This is a genomic window from Paenibacillus sp. GXUN7292 (genome assembly GCF_050864975.1).
Lineage (GTDB): Bacteria > Bacillota > Bacilli > Paenibacillales > Paenibacillaceae > Pristimantibacillus.
Genome location: NZ_JBOZWO010000021.1, coordinates 13,718 through 33,045, shown reverse-complemented (window position 1 = coordinate 33,045; position 19,328 = coordinate 13,718). Strand labels below are relative to the sequence as shown.

Below are 19,328 nucleotides of genomic sequence, written 5' to 3'. Positions count from 1 at the left end.
AGGGAGAGATTGCACATGAGGAAATCTTTGAGGCTGGGCTTTCCGCTATATTTAATGATTATCCCGGGCTTGCTTTACTTTTTAATATTTCGCTATGCGCCAATGGGCGGCATTATCTTGGCGTTCAAGGACTTTGATCCATTTGACGGACTTTGGGCAAGCCCGTGGGCGGGGTTTCAGCACTTTAATCATTTATTTACGAATCCTGATTTTTGGATGCTGCTTAGAAACACGCTTATACTCAGCGCACTTAATTTATTTCTCTATTTTCCGGCCCCAATTTTGATAGCGGTGTTATTAAATGAAGCACGCATCAAATGGTTTGGAAGAACAGTACAAACGGTTATATATATTCCCCATTTTGTTTCGTGGGTAGTTGTAGTCGGTATAACTGTTGTCCTGTTCGCTACTCAAGATGGCGGGATTAACAAGCTGCTTGCCGAAAATGGCTTATCTCGAATAGAACTGTTAACGGATCCGGATTATTTTAGAGGAATGTATATCTTGCAAAGCATTTGGAAGGAGACAGGATGGGGAGCTATTATTTTTCTGGCCGTCCTATCTTCTATCGATCCGACCTTATATGAAGCAGCAGTGATGGATGGGGCAAGCAGATGGAGGCAAATGTGGCATATAACGTTGCCCGCTTTACAAACAATTGTCATTTTGATGTTTATTCTTAGATTGGGTCAAGTTATGGAAACGGGGTTTGAACATATTTACTTGCTGCAAAATTCGTTGAATTTGGACGTATCGGACGTGTTTGATACCTATGTTTACCGCGAAGGTGTTCTCCAAGGAGAATACAGCTTTACTACAGCTGTCGGCTTATTCAAATCTTTTGTTGGCCTGCTATTCGTAATAACAGCCAATTGGTTAGCTAAAAAATTTGGTGAAGAGGGTGTGTATTAATGGCCAGAAAGCTCTTGACCAATAAGAACGATCTGTTGTTTGTCGTGATTGTATATGGATTATTGATTATTTCAATGCTATTGGTTGTTTTTCCATTTTTGTACGTCATATTCAGCTCGTTTTCAACAAAAGCGGAATATATATCGCGGGGTTTTTACATTTTCCCCAAGGAGTGGACGCTTAATTCCTACGGTTATTTATTAAACCATAGAGGATTTCTAGCTTCATTTTCCAACACTTTTTATATATCAATAGTCGGTACAATGATTAATGTAATTATTACTTGCCTTATGGCTTATGGCTTGTCAAAGCAATGGCTGAAGGGACGAGCGATCCTTAATTTTCTAGTATTATTCTCCATGATTTTTAATGGAGGCATTATTCCAACGTATATGATCGTGAAGGAGCTTGGACTAATTGATAGTTACTGGTCCTTGTTCCTTAGCGGGGCGATCGCGCCATTTATATTAATCATTATGAGAAGCTTCTTTTCGACCATTCCCAGTGAGCTGGAGGAAGCGGCTAGAATGGACGGCTGTAATGAATGGAGACTGCTATTTAGAATAGCGATTCCACTGTCCCTGCCTTCAATCATTACAATTTCATTGATGTATGGGGTTGCACATTGGAACTCTTACTTTCAAGCCATTTTATATTTGAATAGTTCCAGCAAGTGGCCCGTACAAGTGTTTTTGCGCCAGCTGCTGCTGGAGTCGGACTCTGCCATGGAACTGAATATAGGGGCGTTCGAGTACGGTCCGCCTGTCCAGATGGCCGCTGTCATAGCAACGGCATTGCCGCTGCTGGTCTGTTATCCATTTTTACAGAAATATTTTAATAAAGGAATGCTGGTCGGTTCTGTGAAAGGGTAAATGAGTTGAGAAAGGAGCTTTATTACAATGAAAGCCATTGTTGTATTGCTGGATACTCTTAATCGGCATATGCTGGAGAGCTACAATCCCGCGGCCTGGGCAAAAGCGCCGAATCTTGCGCGGCTGGCTGAGAAATGCACCGTATTTAACAATCATTGGTCCGGTTCATTGCCTTGCATGCCGGCGCGGCGCGATCTTTTGACAGGTCGGCTTAGCTTTCTGGAGCGGGGCTGGGGAGGAATAGAACCGTTTGATGTTACATTGCCGCAGGTGCTGAGAAGCCATGGTATCTTCTCGCATATCGTGACGGATCATTATCATTACTTTAAAACAGGCGGGGAAAATTATTGCCAGTCGTTTTCCAGCTGGGATTTGCACCGCGGTCAGGAAAGCGACCCCTTTGTTTCCAGGGTTAATCTGCCGGCAAATATGCCGCAAGCTTACTATGGAAGAGTAGTGCCTCAGTATGAGAATAATCGTTCGATCATAAAGAATGAAGAGGACTATCCGGGGCCAAAAACAATGCAGGCAGCGTGCCAGTGGCTAGAGGATAATGAGGAGGCGGAATCATTTTTCCTGATGGTGGAAGCTTTCGACCCTCATGAGCCGTTTGACTGCCCGCAGCATTACTTGGATTTATACCAGGACGATTATGACGGACCGCCATTTAATTGGCCCAAATACGGGAAGGCGGAGGAGCCGCCAGAAGCACTGGAACATCTGCGCAAACGCTATGCAGCTAACTTGACTATGATCGATCATTGGCTGGGAAAGCTCTTGAAGGTGATGGATGAGCAGCGGCTTTGGGAAGATACTCTGTTTATTCTAACGACTGATCATGGGTTTTTACTTGGAGAGCATGATTGGACAGGGAAAAACATTATGCATGTCTATAACGAGCTTGCGCATCTGCCCTTAATGATTCATATGCCGGGGCTTGAGCCGTCAGAGAAAAGAGTAGAGTCAATTACGCAAAACATAGATTTGATGCCGACGATATTGGACTATTTTGGAGTGGATATACCGCCTGTGGTAAGAGGCCGTTCTTTGCTGGAATTATTGAAGGGAAAGGAATCGGCAATACGAAACTATGCGCTTTATGGCATGTATGGCATGACTGTTAATATTACGGATGGCGTTTATACGTATCTACGCGCACCGGTTAGGGAAGACAACACCCCTTGCTATACCTATACAGCTATACCTACTACATTTGGCTCTTATTTGGGAGCAGGCTATGAGAAGCATATAGAAACAGGCAGGTTTTTGCCTTATACAGAATATCCCGTCTTTCGGATTCCTATTAGCCAACCGGGAGTACCTTTTAGGATAGCGCAGCATGGGCAGCAATCGCTTCTCTATCATATCGCGTTGGATTACGGACAGCAGATGCCTGTTGAGGACTTTGAGAAAATAGCATTCTATAAGGCACTTTTGATACAGGCTATGGAAAACGAACAGGCGCCGCAAGAGCAGTATAGTCGCTTAGGTTTGAAATAAGCACAAAGTAAAGGAGCGGGCATAATGAGAATATTGTTGCTTGACTTGGATTCTACGAGTCCGGATCATTTGAGCTGCTATGGCTATCATCGTCATACATCGCCGAATATTGACCGGATGGCGGCAGAAGGGGTGCGGTTCACCAATTACTATACTTCGGATGCGCCTTGTGCCCCTTCGCGTACCGCGCTGATGAGCGGACAATACGGCATTCGCAATGGGCTTGTCGGCCACGGCGGAACAGCTGGCGATATGAAGCTGGAAGGTGAGAAGCGGGAACTGATGGGCAGACTGACGCGGGGCGGATCTTTGCCTTCATACTTAAACTTAACGGGTAATTTGAATACAGTGCTGATCAGTCCGTTTGCCCAGCGCCATTCCACCTTCGGCTTTTATGCGGGATTCAATGAGATTTATAATACGGGCAAATACGGTAATGAATCAGCTGAGCATGTTGCTCCAGTTGCGCTAGATTGGATTAATCGCAATGCGAAGCAGGACGATTGGTTCTTATATATTAATTTCTGGGATCCGCACACTCCTTATCGCGTGCCGCTGGAATATGGCAATCCGTTCGAGCATGAGCCGCTGCCGGAATGGCTGACAGAGGAAGTGCTGGAGCAGCATAAGCAGATGGTGGGCTCGCATTGCGCCCGTGATTTGAATATCGATTTTGTAAATAAAACCTATGACAATCAGACAAGTGCGAGATTCCCCCGACATCCAGGCGAAATAATGGATATGGATGGATTAAGAACAATGATCGATGGCTATGATTGCGGCATTCGCTACATGGACGACCATATCGGCCGGTTGTTTGCTTCGCTGGAGGAGCAAGGCGTAATGGATGACTTGATTGTTATTATTACCGCTGACCATGGTGAAAATATGGGGCAGCTCGGCATTTACGGCGAGCATGCCACTGCGGATCAGGGCACCTGCCGGTTGCCGATGATTATACGCTGGCCAGGTATGAAGCAGGGAATTGTCAATGAAGATATTCATTTGCATCTGGACCTGCTGCCAACGCTGGCCGATATGCTAGGCGGCCCATTTATGCCGGAATGGGATGGAACGAGTTACGCTCCAATTTTAAAGAAAGGGGAAAGCTGCGGCAGGGAATATGCGGTTGTTTCCCAATGTGCTCACGTCGTGCAGCGCAGCGTACGATTTGGTGATTGGCTGTATATTCGTTCCTACCATGATGGTTTTCATATGTTCGACAAGGAGATGCTCTTCAATTTGGCGGATGATCCGAAGGAGCAGCATAATATTGCCGCTAAACATAAGGAGATATGCATGCAAGCCGTTTATTATTTGAATGAATGGCATGACGAGATGATGAGCCGCTCCGGCGACGACAGGGACCCGTTATGGACTGTGATGAAAGAAGGCGGGCCATTCCATGCCAAAGGCTATTTGCCAGGATATATAAAAAGATTGGAAGAGACAGGAAGAGGACATTTTGTTGAACAATTAATGAATAAACACCCACAAGAGTTTCCAGAGAAATACCATGAAGCGGCTATTTCGCTGCAAAGAAAGATTGCGGCCAAAATGAACAGTTAAGAGATCAGGAAGGAGAAGAAGAATACGATGGAAAGAGATTTGAAGCAGCTTATTGCACAGATGAGCTTGGAGGAGAAGGCCGGTCTTTGCTCGGGATTGGATTTCTGGCATACAAAAGGCGTAGAAAGATTGGGCATTCCATCCGTTATGGTGACAGATGGCCCCCATGGCTTGCGGAAGCAGCGTGCTTCAGCCGATCATTTGGGGCTGTTCGACAGCGTCCCGGCCACTTGTTTTCCATCGGCTGCAGGCATGGCGAGCTCATGGGATCGGGGACTGATTCGCAAGGTCGGTGAAGCGCTGGGGGCAGAATGCCAGGCGGAGGAAGTGGCAGTGCTGCTCGGACCGGGTGCGAATATTAAACGCTCACCCTTGTGCGGCCGAAATTTCGAGTATTTTTCCGAGGATCCTTATTTGTCTTCAGAAATGGCAGCCCATCATATTATGGGGGTGCAGAGTCAGGGAGTAGGCACATCGCTGAAGCATTTTGCCGTTAATAATCAGGAGCATCGACGCATGTCCACCAATGCAGAAGTAGATGAAAGGACTTTGCGGGAAATATATTTGGCCAGCTTTGAAGGAGCGGTTAAGCAAGGGCAGCCTTGGACAGTTATGAGTGCGTATAATCAAGTGAATGGCGAATTTTGTTCGGAAAATGAGCGGCTGCTAACCGGTATTTTGAAACAAGAATGGGGACACGAAGGCTTTGTCGTTTCCGATTGGGGAGCGGTAAATGAGCGGGTAGCCGGATTGGCAGCGGGGCTGGAACTGGAAATGCCGTCTTCAAACGGAATAAATGATGTGAAAATAGTAGGGGCTGTTCGAAGCGGAACGCTGGATGAGCAGGTGCTTGACCGGGCGGTAGAGCGGCTGCTTGCGATTATCTTCAGAGCGGTTGATGAGCGGAAGGAAGGCGCAAGCTATGATCAGGAGACGCATCATCAGTTGGCGCGTGAAGTGGCGAGAGAGAGCATGGTGCTGCTTAAAAATGAGGAAGAACTGCTTCCTCTTGCCAAATCGGGCAGCATCGCACTGATTGGCGCGCTGGCGAGGACCCCTCGCTATCAAGGCGGAGGCAGCTCACATATTAAGCCGACTAAACTGGATGATATTTACGAGGAAATAGGCAAAACAGCTGGCAGCGATGCGAAAGTATCTTATGCACAAGGCTATGATCTAAAAAGCGATGAGGTTGATGATGCGCTTATAGCCGAAGCCGTGCAATTGGTTGCCCAATCAGACGTGGCAGTTATTATTGCAGGCCTGCCGGACCGTTACGAAACGGAGGGGGTAGACCGCTCGCATCTCCGTATGCCGGCCAATCAGGTTCGCTTAATCGAAGCAGTTGCAGCTGAGCATAGCAAAGTTGTCGTTGTGCTATGCAATGGCGCACCGATTGAAATGCCATGGATTCATGGTGTTAAGTCTGTGCTCGAGGCTTATTTGGGCGGTCAGGCGCTTGGCGGCGCAATCGCTGATTTGCTGTTTGGAGACGCCAATCCATGCGGCAAGCTGGCGGAGACTTTCCCAATGAAGCTTGAGCATAATCCTTCCTATTTGAATTTCCCGGGCGAAGGGGATGAAGTTCATTATAAAGAGGGAATTTTTGTAGGCTATCGCTATTACGAGAGTGTTGATCGCGCGCCGTTATTCCCTTTCGGGCATGGTCTTAGCTATACCAGCTTTGTTTATTCCGGGCTTGAGGTGGAGAAGCAAGAAATGCTCGATACGGAAACTGTACGTGTAAGCCTGGATGTGACGAATACCGGGAATAGAGCCGGGAAGGAAATTGTGCAATTATATATTCGGGACGTACACAGTACTGTAACAAGACCGGTCAAAGAATTAAAGGGCTTTGTCAAAGTGCAGCTTGAGCCGGGCGAAACTAAATCCGTTTCCTTTCTATTGAATAAACGCTCCTTCGCTTACTATAATACCGAGTTGAAGGATTGGCATGTGGAAAGTGGCGATTTCGAAATTATGGTTGGCCATTCCTCTGCGGCCATCACGGCAAGTGAAACGATACATGTGACCTCTACGGTTCCACTAACAAAAAGGTTCACACGTCTTTCAACAGTTAGCGACCTAATGGGTGAGCCGAAGGCTGCTGCCATTGTGCAGCAATTAACGCAAAACACAATTCTGGCCTCAGCAGCTTCAGAACAGAATGAGATGTCAGATACGATGCAGGCCATTCTCGCCTCCCTTCCGCTGCGCGGGCTAGTAGCTTTCAGTAACGGCGCTATGACGGAAGAAATGCTGGATGGGATACTTGATCAATTGAATCAAAATCAAGCCTAAAAAAGAGAATTTCGGTCTGGCGAACCAGGCATTCGCAATGTGAAGATGTGTGCATGAAGCTGAAGCGAATGGAACACTCAATCCAGATAATCTGGTGGAAATGTATGATGCAGAGAAGAAGTTGAGCCGTGTTGGATGCGGGAAAGCGGGCTGTAACAGTCTGCCGAAAGGCAAGCTGTTTGCAGCCCGCTAGCTGCTTGTGCTTCACGATCAACAGCTCGTAAATAAGGATCCTAGAAAAATTGCTAGTCTAAACTAAGGAAGCCAAGTCAATGGAAAGCTGTTGAACTGGCTGCTGCACTTGCTTCTCCAGCCGATACAGGTATGAAGGTCGAGGCTCCTCCAATACTTGCTTACAAATTATCCCTTCATTATGAAATTCTTGCAAACGCAAGGATAATATACGCGGCGTAATGCCGTCGAGAGATTGGCGAATTTCTTGAAATCGCTCGTGATCAAAGTTAATCGTTAGCAGGATAGGCATACCCCACATCTTGTCGGAAAGCCTCCCTTGTCCGATCTGCTCCTCGCTGAGCTGGACGGCGCGCGCCGCTTCCCTGTGAAGCCGCCCTTTTTCTGTAAGCACATATTCGGGCAAGAGCGGATGACGCCTTTCTTGTGGAGAAAGATGAAGGAGTAAACCATCTGCCACCATTTTTTTTAAATTAGCACTGAGCCGGGAGGGGGCAATGTCAAGCTTGTTCTGCAGGGGCGTGAATCTGCCCCCATTCTCGTCAAGCGATAACAAAATAGGCAGTGTCCATTGTCCGGTTAGTTCCTGGCTCAGCCTCAAAACCCATTTTTCTTTGCTCAAAGTTCAGTAAGTGTTTCGGCCAGCATCAGATTATGCCCATCGGGATCCATGAATGTTGCAAGCTTGGCCATTCCAGGGACATGCTCCACTTCGCCTACGAACGCTACACCGTCCGCCTCCAGCTGTTTCATTGCTTCCTCAATATTCAATACTTCAAATACCGTCGATGAAGTGGCTGGTTCAACAGTTTCGGCTTCCGAAAATCCAATGATACAATCCTTTGTGTTTGTGTTGACCATCGCCATACCGCTTGACGAATCATGGAAAACCACCTCAAAACCAAGCTTTCCGGAATAGAACTCCAGTGTTCGTTCTAAGTTGGCCACACTGTACCATACGGTTAAGCCTTCTTTGTACATAGAACAACCTCCTGCGCAATATTAATATTAAAATACTACCGATAATATACCAGATATACAATCGGTAGTAAAGATGCAACTGAAGATTAGTCGGTCGATTGATTTTATTGAGTATAAGACGCAACTGTATCCGATTAGTTGTTTTATATTTCACTAATTTCAATTTGATAACAAGATGATATAATAATCATCAATAAGTTGGAAAAGGATGCTGCTAAGGGACAATTTAGTAATCTGACTGTTACAGGAACTTATGCGAGAGCAAAGATTCAGTCTGTTCCAGTAGGAGGAATAATCATGTTAAACGCAATAACCCCGTACCAGGAAAATGATCACGATGTATTAGTAGATATTTGGTACAGGGCTGTATGTCGTACCCATACATTTTTGACGGAATCAGACATTCAATACTATCGCGAAATGGTTCAAAACGGGGCTTTAAAAGAAGTTGAGATTTGGGTAAGCAGAAACACTGCTGAAGAGGCGACAGGGTTTATTGGACTTGACGGAACCAAGATTGAAATGCTATTTATTGACCCGGAATACCACGGAATGGGGATAGGCAGCCGTTTAATAAAACATGCCCTAAATGTAGCAGGAAGCACTCTCCAAGTTGATGTCAATGAGCAAAACGATGGAGCTTGTGCATTCTACAAGCGGTTCGGATTTGTACAGATTGGGCGGTCAGAATTGGATAGCTCAGGCAAGCCTTTTCCCTTGCTTCATCTCCAATATAGATTTAAATAGAAATTAAGCTGAATTAGGCCGAATCGGACGGAAAAAGATGTTTATTTGGAGGGGAATAGGTTGGAAGCACAGCTAATAAGAAATGCAGCATTTACAGCAGCCGTACGAAAAGCAGCAGGCAGTATGAAAAATTTCGAATTAGGTAAAGAGGTTCGCCGGGTATGGCATGAAGTAATAGCGGCTATAGAGCAGGAAGGGCTGGAATGGAACGAAAAAGATGTCGGCTACGTATTTATTCCTCAGTGGGTGACGGAACCAATCGATGAACTTGAGCTGCTTGTAGGAGTGAAAATTGACAGCACGGATCGAACCCCTGCCGGTTTGCAAATTTTGAAGGTTCCCGCCAGAACTTATGTGAGTGTTCCTGCCCGAGGAGACCGTGACCAGATAATGCGAGCGTATGCTTTTATAGAAGAGTGGATAGGGCGCGAAGGGTACATCAAGGTTACTGAAGAAGGGGTATATGGGATGGAGCCTAATCGGCTTACGCCAGAAAATCCCTTCGATATCCCTGCTGATAGGATAAACAGGTTCGATTTTGATATTATGATTGCAATTAAAGAATAGTAATCCTATTAATATGCTCAAGATAATGAAAAAGCGCAAGCTCAGGGTATACATTAGCACTCGAGCCTGCGCATTTTTTATTTCAATGTAGACCTCATACAGATAGAACCATCAAGATTCCAGATCGGAAATGACTGCTTTTAAAATAAATGCTGTGTCTGATTTCAAACGGTTGTTAAGCTGCTCGTTTATAAAAGCTATGGCAGGTTCGCCTAAGAAAAGAAGCTGTTCGTATACCTCATAATCGGTTTTACTATATTGATAAGGGCTTCCTGGGTGAAATTCCCCACGTTCAAGAACAGCTGTCCAATGCTGAACTTGCTCTTGAATCGACAGAGTCGTAATGGTTTGCAAAGAAGTCTCGTAAGCGTCATCCAGCAGTTTTACATCGGGCATAGCAGCATACAGCTGCTCATTTGTAAGACATTTTCGGATCAAATGGCTGGTGGTCAAAAAATCGCCCCCGACTCCATCGGCTGCTGAAACATAAGCAATAAAACGGTCAGTACGATGAAGCTTGCTCAGTTCGGACTGCAATCGATTAAGAACGTTTATGGCAAGCAAGAACAATTGGGAATCAAGTAGACTTTGCTCCACCATATAGGTCTGATCAATATTAAGCCATTCTGGTTGCTCCATGCTTATGCAGGCATAGATGCCCAAATACTTTTGTAATCTTTCGGGCCATTCGTCAAAAATAAATCCGTAATCGGATTCGGAAAACTGATAATCGTTAAGAAGATTATTATACAGATCTTGATCGGACTGTGAAGTGTTTGCTTTTTGACGGATTTTCTCGTACGGCAGTGCTTCTTGTATGCTGTTAAGTAAGCTTTCTGTATTGTTAATATAAACGGTACAGCTACCGTGATACGTATCTATATTTAAAGAAAAAGTGTACACATCATGATTGTTGTCTTCTTCTCTATATTGCTTTAAGGCTGATACACAAAACTCGTACAAGGCATCCTCCATATTGGAGGCATTTATAAGGATTCCATTATTGTCCTCATAGGAATCAATCTCATAAATCGTTTTATTAGGCGTACAGCAATAGTAGCGGCCTGTTCCTTGCAGCTCTCTTTTTCCGTTCATTAACATGCCAATGTCAACATCGTAAGCGCTCATCGTCCTATCCCCTCCATTAACTGGAATAAAGCGAGCAGTACGTACGGTCAAAGCGTGCGGCAAGCAAATCCTCTTTACGGATGTAAAATTGCAGCGCTCCGGCATCCCACCAGCAAAATCCGATATCATTATCTGAACCGAGCTCCAGCAACAGCAGCATATCTGCAATCTCCTGCTCAGCTTTTACTTGATCACCGCCTAAGGCAGCAATAATATTCCGTAGTGCATGATTTGAATTATAATCATATTCTTTTCCGGCAAGTATCATCAGTGCAGCTTCATATTCAGCATCGCCATGCTGGCCGGCAGGGTAGCCAAACATTTGAAACACATCATATTCACCTTGCTCAGATTCTTGAAGGGCATCCGTAAATTCCTCATAATCATCGAACGTTACGTCGGCCTCTTCATCTCCTTCAATTAAATCATAATCCGCGTAGACATAGTTAGGCGGCTCTAGAGAGGATCGCGCCTTGATTGCATAGCCTTCGAATGAATCTTCAAGTGCTGTCTCTTCTGGAGCTTCACGGCGCACTGCTGCTGACATCTCTGCTTCATTTATGAAAAGTACCTTATGTTCTATGTTATAAGCCGGTTCGTCTATTCCGAGAAAAAAGGCAAGGATGCCGGTTTTCGGCAAGTAGTTGTTATCATCGCTTGCGGTCAGCTCGCTTAAATTCAGCTGAGCTAAAAAAGTCATAGGCGTGCCGTCTTCAGTGAGCGGCCATTCTATTTGTGGCGGCAGATCAGGGTCACCGCCAATACGCGAGCAGCATGTTTTTGTGTAGTCGGTTTTGCCTGCTTTTATACTGCGGATTCCTTGTTTTGTTGTGCGGTGAAGGTAATCATGGATATGCTTCAATCCGAATTCCTCTATGTATTTATCGAGCTTAGTTTGATTATGCGCTAGTAAGGTCATTATTTTGCTCCTTTATTAATAGATTAAACACGATTTTAGGTGTCTTTTATCCCCAATAAGGCCGTCTGGCAGGCTTTAGCTCATTGGGAGTAACTATAAATGAAGTATTGGGTAACGATTGTATATGAAATTTCATATAGAACTGGTCGGTGCCACCACGAAAAGGTGAATCGTATATGAAAATTCATACACAATAAGCTGAATTGACCCAAAAAACGCAATTGTATATGAAATTTCATACAGAATCGGTCGGCGCTTCCTCCAAACTATTTTAGTAGGCACATTTCGCGATATAAAGGTTTTTTCAACAGCCTGAGGAAATGAGGTTAGCCTTGGCACGCCAAGTTAGCGCTCGTTGCTCACATTCATTTTTCCTTTAAATAGGTTATTTCTTTAAAATCGACAATGATATTTTCATTTGCTTCAATACTGCCCCTTTGGCGGTCTAAAGTGATGGCTGCATTAGAAGGTATGGACTTAAAGGTGCTGCCTTTCTTCTTTTTACTTACATCGTAGAGATAATAAGATTCATCTTTTACATTCAAGCCTAATCTTTCCACATCCTTAAGCTCTACCGTATAAGATTTTATGACGGCGACCTTTGCATCTAACCATCCTGCAACTTCCAAAGCAGCGTCCTTGCTCCCTCCTTCAGGCTGAATAGATCCAATGAGAAGTCCATCCGGATTGTAGAAATTTATTTTTTGAGGGGCTATTTTCAAGTAATCGATATCAACATCAAGGATCCGATTCCGCTCAGCCTCTGCAAGGTCCATCCAGGCAATCGTGCCTGCGGGATTCCATTTTATTTTCTCGGATGGCACGTATTGGTCTGCGGGCAGCGGCACTGTACGGAGAGAAATTCCTTTATTATTGTAAAAGGTCAACTGGCCGCTCTCATCATCATGTACAAATCTTTCAAAGGTTGGTGAGAGAAACAAGGATGGCGCTCCGGACGTCGAATGAGGGATTACCCGATACTTAAGAAGATGGATATCGTCCTTTCCCGTCTTTAGATTAAAGAACCATACATTGCCAAGAAAACTTTGCATGAATAATATTTGCTCATCGGCATCCCATTGAAATTGATAGATATAGTCATAATTGTCCGTAAGCGGCCAAAAGTCTTCTCGAAGGCGTTCCACAGTTCCCGTAATAACATTAAAAGAGGATAAATGATACTGCCCTGATTCCTCCGTCAGTTCTGACTCCAAAAATAATAGATGATCTTCATCCAAAGGAAAAAGCATATTATAGCTGCTCATAAATGCATTGTTCCAGAGATTTTTGGAGCTGCTCAGTGAATCGCTCCATTTCACACGTACCTCGTCTGTGGAAGGATCATGGGCTGCCAAAGCGGTAATTGCATTGTGATCGCCATAGAAGAAATGAAGGGTATGGTACAAGTTCCCCTTTAACTTAACTACAGGTCCGCCGTTCATCATGTAGTTATCTTCCAACAGGCCAATCGGTTTGGCTACAAGGTCTCCATTAGAGTTCCGCTCTGCTCTAAATTTTAATTCTTTAAAGCTCGATTCCGTGAAAATAATTTCTTTTAATTCAGAGGTGGATTCTTTAGTAAGCTTGTAGCCAGTATGCGTTTCTTTTACATCCATAAGCATTGCTTGCTCGCTTAGTTCGTTAATCCATAGATGAAAAGAATATTGCTTGTTTTCCGATATAAGAACGATATCGTAGTTGGGAGTTGATGTGTTTAGTATTCCTTGTATTTGCTCAGCGGTATCGATGGCTCTCACAAAAGCTTCTATTTGTTTGTTATCTGTGTATTCGGCCGTAACTTCGGGATTTACTGCTCCGTGGGTGAGAGATGTCGCGAGAGTGATTTTCTTGATATTCTTGTTTATTTTTAGATTGTTATGTTCAGCTTGTTGTTCATCTGATTGAAACAAGGCAAGTAAAGCCGCCTTCGCGGTTCCTGGCAGCCTGTAGTGCCCGTTCTGCCCGGATTTGGTAAATAGGCCTTCATGCTCGCCCTTGATCCAGAATGAAAATATGTCGCCTTCGCTATCCTCCAATTGTACGGTTGCAACGTAATCCGGTGCTTTGATATCAAGCTGTCCGCTATCGAATTGAGCAGAATGAATAGCCTCAGCGAATTGCTCTATTAATTTACGATCGGTTATGCTCACTACTCCGTCAATACTGCTCTTAACTGTGATAGAATGAACAAGATTTGAATCCAATAAAGCTTGATTTTTCTTTTTATCCTTATTATCAGCATCGGCACAACTAACAAGGATCATAGAAAGGACAGTTAAGAGGACGAGAAGGTTTATCTTCTTCATTTAGACACGCTCCTTCTTATTCTAACCTCTCTAACGCCAAAAAGAAGATAAAGTTGCAACATAATTGACTAGCAAACGTTATAGATTATGAAAATAAAAGGAAATAATGGGGAGGCAATAAAGATAGATGAAGAGGATTAAGCTTTCGAAGCAAATATTAAGTATATCCATGATGTTATTGTTCCTGTCGATGGTTACATATGTGCCTCCGTCGGTGTATGCTGCGGAAAAAGCTTCTGCTAATGCCAACCAAATTGTTGTTTTTGAAGATCCGGTTTTAGAAAAGAATATACGAACGAGCTTGAATAAGCTGGAGGGAAAATTGACGGCTTCGGATTTATCCAAGATTACTAAGTTAAGTACGGGATTTCGTATAACTAGCCTGAAAGGATTGGAATATGCGATTAATTTAACAGAAGTTACGATCAGCTGTAGTAATCTAAAAGATCTAAGCCCAATATCTAGCTTGAAAAAAATTAAAAGTTTAACTATGAACTATTGTGAAATTCAGGATCTAAAGCCAATTGCCGACCTAACGAATCTTGAGTACTTAAGCTTGGAAGGCAACTTTATTACTGATTTAACGCCATTAAAAAATTTATCGTTGTTAGAAATGCTAATTTTAAAAAATAACAACATTTCCAATCTTTCTCCGATTCATTCTTTGCCGAGCTTGAAAATTCTGTTTGTAGATGATAATTTTATTGAAAGCCTAGAAGGAAACTGGAACCAGTCAAACCTTTACGGTTTGTATCTAAATGGAAACTTGGTTAAAGATTTATCACCCGTTACTGCGAGTGACTCTTTAAGGAGTCTGAGCTTTGCGTATACGCAGGTAACTGATCTAAGATCTATTCAGGCAATGTCCTTGGATGCTATACAGTTCGATCATACCGATGTCTCTGACCTTACTGTACTGGAAAATATGTCATCATTAAAATATATCTATTTGTACAAAAATCCATTAACGGAGGAATCCAGAGCCTTTTTAGAAAGATTTAAAGAGCGGCCGGAAACAGAAGTGTATGAAAGCCGGTACTCAGGCACTTTGGCGATACCTAAAGTATTTATAGATGGAAAAGTCCATATGTTTAATACACATCATCCTGTTATTTATCGGGATTCAACCATGCTTCCGTTAAGGGAGGTTTTCCAGCTATTTGGAGCTGACATAAAATGGGACGGGAAAACCAGAACGGTTACGGCCACACACGGGGATAACAAAATTGTACTTACGATCGATTCAAAAACAGCCTTGATAAATAATAAAGAGGTTAGTTTAGTGGCAGAGGCTATCATACAACAGGGCCGTACTTTGGTTCCTTTTCGATTTGTAGCGGAAGCTTTTGGCTATGATGTGAAGTGGAATGATAAAAACCGCTGGATCATGATAAACACGTCAAAATGATAGACTTGACACGGTAATGCGCTTCGTCTATGATCAATAACAATAAATGACAGTAACAGCTGAGATCAAGGAGCATGTTATCAAATTCGGCGGTACAGAGAGGGACCCAAGCGCTGCAAGGTCTCCCCCGAACGGTACATTTCCTGCCTTGTGAGCTGCTGCGGTGAACACAAGTAACCGCTGCCGGCGCCGACCGTTATTCGGATGAAGAATCGCCATGAATAGGCGATTAAAACTAGGGTGGTACCACGACACATTCGTCCCTGACGAGTGTGTCTTTTTGTTTTATTTTACAAAAAGGAGGCATCAGCTATGCGTCAATCTCAACTGTTTACAAACACATTGCGAGAAGCGCCGACGGAGGCGGAAGTTGCAAGCCACCGACTACTATTGAGGGCGGGCTTTATTCGCCAGCTTGCAGCAGGCATCTATACCTATATGCCACTGGGCAAGCGTGTCCTGCGCAATGTCGAGCGCATCCTGCGTGAAGAGCTGGAGCGTGCGGGTGCACAAGAGCTTCTTATGCCAGCATTGCAGCCTACAGAGCTGTGGAAGGAATCGGGCCGTTATAACGATTATGGGCCTGAGTTAATCCGCCTTACTGATCGGCATCATCGTGAGTTCGCTTTAGGGCCGACGCACGAGGAGGTTATTACGATGCTGGTGAAGAACGAAATCAGTTCCTATCGTAGACTGCCAGTCACGTTATATCAAATTCAGACGAAGTTCCGTGACGAGCTCCGTCCGCGTTCTGGCTTGCTTCGCGGCCGTGAATTTCTGATGAAAGATGCCTATTCTTTTGATAGCTCGTGGGAGGGACTGGTTCGTTCTTACCAGACTATGTATGATGCTTATCATCGTATTTTCAAGCGCTGCGGTTTGACGTTTAGAGCGGTAGAGGCTGATGCGGGGACGATCGGCGGGGAAGGCGGCACACATGAATTTATGGCGCTGGCCGACATTGGGGAAGACACAGTTGCTGTTTGCTCCAACTGCGGATACGCGGCGAATGTAGAGAAGGCGACTTCCAGGGAGGAGCAATCCGGGGGCGGCGGGGGCATTATCCCGGGTTACGAAAAGTTTCACACCCCCGGCGTGCATACAATTGAACAACTGACCGATCACTTACAAATCAAGCCTGTTGAAGTCATGAAGACGCTTATTTACTTGGCGGATGGGAAGCCGGTAGCAATCCTTGTCCGCGGGGATCATGAAGTGAATGAAATTAAGGTGAAAAATGTGTTAGGCGTTGATACGCTGGAGCTTGCGGATGCGGATGCGGTTTCAGCGGTAACGGGCGCGGCAGTAGGGTTCGCGGGTCCGATTGGGTTATTGATCCCTCTTTTAGTCGACGAAGCTGTTGCACGGATGGAGTGTGGTATTGCCGGTGCAAACGAAACTGAATTTCATGTATTAAACGTCGTTCCGGGACGAGACTTTTCAGTTGAGCGCACGGGTGATCTTCGCAATGTTAAGGAAGACGAATCATGCCCTCGTTGCGAGAACGGCAAGCTTGGTTTTGTGAAAGGAATCGAGGTAGGGCATGTATTCAAGCTTGGAACGAAATATAGTGAGGCACTAGGAGCCCGGTATCTGGATGCGAATGGAAGAGAGCAGCTCATGATTATGGGTTGTTATGGCATTGGTGTTTCGCGGATCGTATCGGCTATTGTGGAGCAGCATTATGATGAGCGCGGTATTGTCTGGCCGGCTGCCGTCGCCCCGTACCAGGTGCATCTCATTCCCGTCTCTATCAAGGATGAAACACAGAGGAAGGTAGCGGAAGAACTATACGATGCGTTACAGAAAAGCGGCATCGACGTGCTGCTAGATGACAGGGACGAACGTGTAGGTGTGAAATTTAACGATTCCGATCTGATCGGTCTTCCGATTCGTATAGTCATTGGCAGGGATGCAATTCACAGCAATGTCGAATATATTGAGCGTCGCGGGAATGATAAGCAGCTTCTATCGTTGGAAGAAGCAATTATGCGAATAAGAGCAAGCATTTAAGCCTGTTGAAATAGCATACAAGGATGAATGGAGAAGCGGCAGCGTCCGCCTTTGTAGGCCGATTTTATCCTATGCAGGGGTTATTTCTTCAAAAAAAATTGGACTACAACAGCGGTCGGAATCCCAAACGTAGTAACATCCCTTTCGATTGCTTATTGCCCTATCCACAATTAATCGACACCCTAGCCAGAAGCGCTGATATGCAAAAAACGTTGCTGTAAAAATTCTAACAGAGATTCGCGGCTATATTTGGGTCGGAATGGGGCTAAATACGTGGATTATTCTCACACATAGAGCTGCTAATCTTCGTTACAGTTTAAAAAGAGCTGTTTTCGTTGAAATAGCGCTTTTCAGCTTCGTTAGAATTATTTTTCAAGAAAAAAAACAATAACGCACCGTTTCAAGCTGATGCTTGGAGCGGTGTTTTTCATCTTTAAACGCACCTTTCCAAAGGACGGAGGAGCTGTTTAACCTTGATCAAAACTAGCAACAGCTCTATTGCACGTAATCTGTTGATCGTGACTGCATGTCATATGACATTATGGCACTAATCGAAATTACATCTTCCAAGCTACTATAAAGGAGAAAAAATCAGCTGGAGGAGGGCGGGAGATCATGATAAAAGAAGCGATTGCTAAAAGAGCTTTGCAGTCCATATGGCTGATGTGGGAGAGCCTATTTGATTGGATAACAAAATTACGCAGCGCATCAATAAGACGATACGGTATTTGCAAATTGGTTGTTAGGCGACATCACGGACGGACATTAACATGCTATGACGGGCATCAAATTGTGAGAGGAGATTGGGTAGGCGAGCTTCATCTTGACAACCGGCAAGTGCTGGAGCTTGCCCGCGAAGTCGGTACGGAACGGGCAGGCCTCAGCACAGCGCGTATGCTTAAAAAGGCAATCAAGCAAATTTGTACGGAGCTGGATCATAATCCCGAGCTGGGCAAAATCCGGGCATTTACGGGAATTACATTGCTTCATCGGGGGATTATTCATGGCATTGGCTTTGAACAGCATCCGATTGAAGCGAAGTGGCAAAAGCGGCTGTATGGCAGTTATCTGCGTTTGCTGCTAAGTGTCATCCATCCGGATGGAAAGCGGCGTGTACAGCATAATAGAGAGCAGCTGTCGCCCATGATGCTGTTGATCAGTACGCCAGCGCTGAAAGCGCGATTTGCCGCTGCTCAAGCATACTATCCCAATGTCATATGACGTTTCTGCACTGATGCGTTGACGGAAAGCTTGGCATGACTTGGCTATTACACAGAGAAGGAGTGACGAATTTTATGAATTCAGGCTACATCCAAAATGGTTATTTTTTATTGTTAACTTTTGCTTCGGGATTATTTTATTTTTGTTTTTTCATGGTGGCCTTGTCGTTCACCCTGGCCCTTTCGTTTACGGTAGTAGGGATTCCGCTATTGATCCGCGTGCTGCGGTCAACCGCAGCCTTTATTCAATTCGAGCGTACACAGACGAAAATTTATACAGATATTTCAACAAAGCCTTATCATCACAAAGTGGAATCGAAAGGGTCAGTATGGGCACTAGCCAAGCTGGAGCTTACGGATAGACGAAACTGGGTGGCCGTATTTTGGTTAATGCAGAAATTTATAATAGGACTTTTAAGTCTTATTTGTTTTGTCCTGCTTTATTTAATGCCAATAATCTTTATCCTATCACCATTGCTGTATCGTTATATAAACATCCAATTTATTTTTATACCGATTGACACTTATCTAAAATCGTTTATGTTAATGACTTTGGGTGTGGTGCTTTGCATAATTAGCTTCAAACTGGCAGACAAATTGGCAAAATCCATTGGACGTTATACAAAAAGGATGATGGAGCAGTTAAACAGATAGACGCTCCATGGACACTTCTATTTGTGCTGAGGGAAACTG

Annotated in this window: 17 protein-coding genes; 12 read left to right on the top strand and 5 right to left on the bottom strand. The window is 44.5% G+C overall.

Going from position 1 to position 19,328, the window contains the following annotated elements; all coding sequences use genetic code 11:
* Positions 1 to 15: 15 nt before the first annotated feature.
* From ACRRU2_RS17255 to ACRRU2_RS17230, 6 genes are read left to right on the top strand one after another with little or no spacing between them, the layout of a single operon-like run.
* Positions 16 to 912, top strand: a complete 897-nt coding sequence (locus ACRRU2_RS17255) for an ABC transporter permease (protein ID WP_432503527.1) — start codon at positions 16 to 18, stop codon at positions 910 to 912.
* Positions 912 to 1,784, top strand: coding sequence for a carbohydrate ABC transporter permease (locus ACRRU2_RS17250; protein WP_432503525.1), 873 nt, complete (start codon positions 912 to 914; stop codon positions 1,782 to 1,784). The genes ACRRU2_RS17255 and ACRRU2_RS17250 overlap by 1 nt, the downstream gene beginning before the upstream one ends.
* A gap of 27 nt (positions 1,785 to 1,811) precedes the next feature.
* A complete protein-coding gene (locus ACRRU2_RS17245) occupies positions 1,812 to 3,284 on the top strand; it encodes a sulfatase (protein WP_432503523.1) in 1,473 nt (490 codons plus the stop codon).
* A gap of 24 nt (positions 3,285 to 3,308) precedes the next feature.
* Complete coding sequence (locus ACRRU2_RS17240) at positions 3,309 to 4,853, top strand: sulfatase family protein (RefSeq protein WP_432503521.1); 1,545 nt, start codon at positions 3,309 to 3,311, stop codon at positions 4,851 to 4,853.
* A 27-nt stretch (positions 4,854 to 4,880) separates the two neighbouring features.
* Positions 4,881 to 7,154 (top strand): beta-glucosidase, encoded by a 2,274-nt coding sequence (locus ACRRU2_RS17235; RefSeq protein ID WP_432503518.1) that lies wholly within the window; start codon positions 4,881 to 4,883, stop codon positions 7,152 to 7,154.
* Positions 7,155 to 7,203: 49 nt separating this feature from the next.
* Positions 7,204 to 7,347: a hypothetical protein gene (locus ACRRU2_RS17230; RefSeq protein ID WP_432503516.1), complete on the top strand. Its 144-nt coding sequence runs from the start codon at positions 7,204 to 7,206 to the stop codon at positions 7,345 to 7,347.
* Between the two features lie 57 nt (positions 7,348 to 7,404).
* Here the strand turns inward: ACRRU2_RS17230 and ACRRU2_RS17225 are convergent, their stop codons facing one another.
* Both ACRRU2_RS17225 and ACRRU2_RS17220 read right to left on the bottom strand, forming a co-directional pair.
* Positions 7,405 to 7,947: a winged helix-turn-helix transcriptional regulator gene (locus tag ACRRU2_RS17225; RefSeq protein WP_432503514.1), complete on the bottom strand. Its 543-nt coding sequence runs from the start codon at positions 7,945 to 7,947 to the stop codon at positions 7,405 to 7,407.
* 17 nt (positions 7,948 to 7,964) lie between these two features.
* On the bottom strand, positions 7,965 to 8,327 hold the full coding sequence (locus tag ACRRU2_RS17220; RefSeq protein ID WP_432503512.1) for a VOC family protein: 363 nt from the start codon (positions 8,325 to 8,327) through the stop codon (positions 7,965 to 7,967).
* A 297-nt stretch (positions 8,328 to 8,624) separates the two neighbouring features.
* Between ACRRU2_RS17220 and ACRRU2_RS17215 the strand changes: the two genes are divergently transcribed.
* Together ACRRU2_RS17215 and ACRRU2_RS17210 are read left to right on the top strand one after the other, a co-directional pair.
* Positions 8,625 to 9,074 (top strand): acetyltransferase, encoded by a 450-nt coding sequence (locus tag ACRRU2_RS17215; protein WP_432503510.1) that lies wholly within the window; start codon positions 8,625 to 8,627, stop codon positions 9,072 to 9,074.
* A 60-nt stretch (positions 9,075 to 9,134) separates the two neighbouring features.
* Entirely contained in the window at positions 9,135 to 9,641 is a 507-nt protein-coding gene (locus tag ACRRU2_RS17210) for an effector binding domain-containing protein (RefSeq protein ID WP_432503508.1), read from the top strand.
* A 111-nt stretch (positions 9,642 to 9,752) separates the two neighbouring features.
* Here ACRRU2_RS17210 and ACRRU2_RS17205 read toward each other — a convergent pair whose 3' ends face one another.
* From ACRRU2_RS17205 to ACRRU2_RS17195, 3 genes are all read right to left on the bottom strand, one after another.
* Positions 9,753 to 10,769, bottom strand: a complete 1,017-nt coding sequence (locus ACRRU2_RS17205) for a hypothetical protein (RefSeq protein ID WP_432503506.1) — start codon at positions 10,767 to 10,769, stop codon at positions 9,753 to 9,755.
* A gap of 16 nt (positions 10,770 to 10,785) precedes the next feature.
* Entirely contained in the window at positions 10,786 to 11,688 is a 903-nt protein-coding gene (locus ACRRU2_RS17200) for a YwqG family protein (RefSeq protein ID WP_432503504.1), read from the bottom strand.
* A gap of 365 nt (positions 11,689 to 12,053) precedes the next feature.
* A complete protein-coding gene (locus tag ACRRU2_RS17195) occupies positions 12,054 to 13,994 on the bottom strand; it encodes a hypothetical protein (protein WP_432503502.1) in 1,941 nt (646 codons plus the stop codon).
* A gap of 214 nt (positions 13,995 to 14,208) precedes the next feature.
* On the opposite strand from ACRRU2_RS17195, the gene ACRRU2_RS17190 reads away from it, so the two are divergent.
* The 4 genes from ACRRU2_RS17190 (at position 14,209) to ACRRU2_RS17175 (ending at position 19,289) form a co-directional block, all read left to right on the top strand.
* Positions 14,209 to 15,402: a stalk domain-containing protein gene (locus ACRRU2_RS17190; protein ID WP_432503500.1), complete on the top strand. Its 1,194-nt coding sequence runs from the start codon at positions 14,209 to 14,211 to the stop codon at positions 15,400 to 15,402.
* 312 nt (positions 15,403 to 15,714) lie between these two features.
* Positions 15,715 to 17,415, top strand: coding sequence for a proline--tRNA ligase (locus ACRRU2_RS17185; protein WP_432503498.1), 1,701 nt, complete (start codon positions 15,715 to 15,717; stop codon positions 17,413 to 17,415).
* A gap of 615 nt (positions 17,416 to 18,030) precedes the next feature.
* Positions 18,031 to 18,636, top strand: a complete 606-nt coding sequence (locus ACRRU2_RS17180) for a YkoP family protein (RefSeq protein WP_432503496.1) — start codon at positions 18,031 to 18,033, stop codon at positions 18,634 to 18,636.
* Positions 18,637 to 18,710: 74 nt separating this feature from the next.
* Positions 18,711 to 19,289 (top strand): sensor domain-containing protein, encoded by a 579-nt coding sequence (locus ACRRU2_RS17175; RefSeq protein WP_432503494.1) that lies wholly within the window; start codon positions 18,711 to 18,713, stop codon positions 19,287 to 19,289.
* The last annotated feature ends 39 nt before the right edge of the window (positions 19,290 to 19,328 follow it).

Bases quoted from the DNA above. Each gene is read 5' to 3' on its own strand.
- ACRRU2_RS17200 (WP_432503504.1), bottom strand. From the start codon at position 11,688: ATGACCTTACTAGCGCATAATCAAACTAAGCTCGATAAATACATAGAG.
- ACRRU2_RS17235 (WP_432503518.1), top strand. From the start codon at position 4,881: ATGGAAAGAGATTTGAAGCAGCTTATTGCACAGATGAGCTTGGAGGAG.
- ACRRU2_RS17185 (WP_432503498.1), top strand. From the start codon at position 15,715: ATGCGTCAATCTCAACTGTTTACAAACACATTGCGAGAAGCGCCGACG.
- ACRRU2_RS17245 (WP_432503523.1), top strand. From the start codon at position 1,812: ATGAAAGCCATTGTTGTATTGCTGGATACTCTTAATCGGCATATGCTG.
- ACRRU2_RS17205 (WP_432503506.1), bottom strand. From the start codon at position 10,769: ATGAGCGCTTACGATGTTGACATTGGCATGTTAATGAACGGAAAAAGA.
- ACRRU2_RS17195 (WP_432503502.1), bottom strand. From the start codon at position 13,994: ATGAAGAAGATAAACCTTCTCGTCCTCTTAACTGTCCTTTCTATGATC.
- ACRRU2_RS17255 (WP_432503527.1), top strand. From the start codon at position 16: ATGAGGAAATCTTTGAGGCTGGGCTTTCCGCTATATTTAATGATTATC.
- ACRRU2_RS17240 (WP_432503521.1), top strand. From the start codon at position 3,309: ATGAGAATATTGTTGCTTGACTTGGATTCTACGAGTCCGGATCATTTG.
- ACRRU2_RS17250 (WP_432503525.1), top strand. From the start codon at position 912: ATGGCCAGAAAGCTCTTGACCAATAAGAACGATCTGTTGTTTGTCGTG.
- ACRRU2_RS17220 (WP_432503512.1), bottom strand. From the start codon at position 8,327: ATGTACAAAGAAGGCTTAACCGTATGGTACAGTGTGGCCAACTTAGAA.
- ACRRU2_RS17175 (WP_432503494.1), top strand. From the start codon at position 18,711: ATGAATTCAGGCTACATCCAAAATGGTTATTTTTTATTGTTAACTTTT.
- ACRRU2_RS17215 (WP_432503510.1), top strand. From the start codon at position 8,625: ATGTTAAACGCAATAACCCCGTACCAGGAAAATGATCACGATGTATTA.
- ACRRU2_RS17180 (WP_432503496.1), top strand. From the start codon at position 18,031: ATGATAAAAGAAGCGATTGCTAAAAGAGCTTTGCAGTCCATATGGCTG.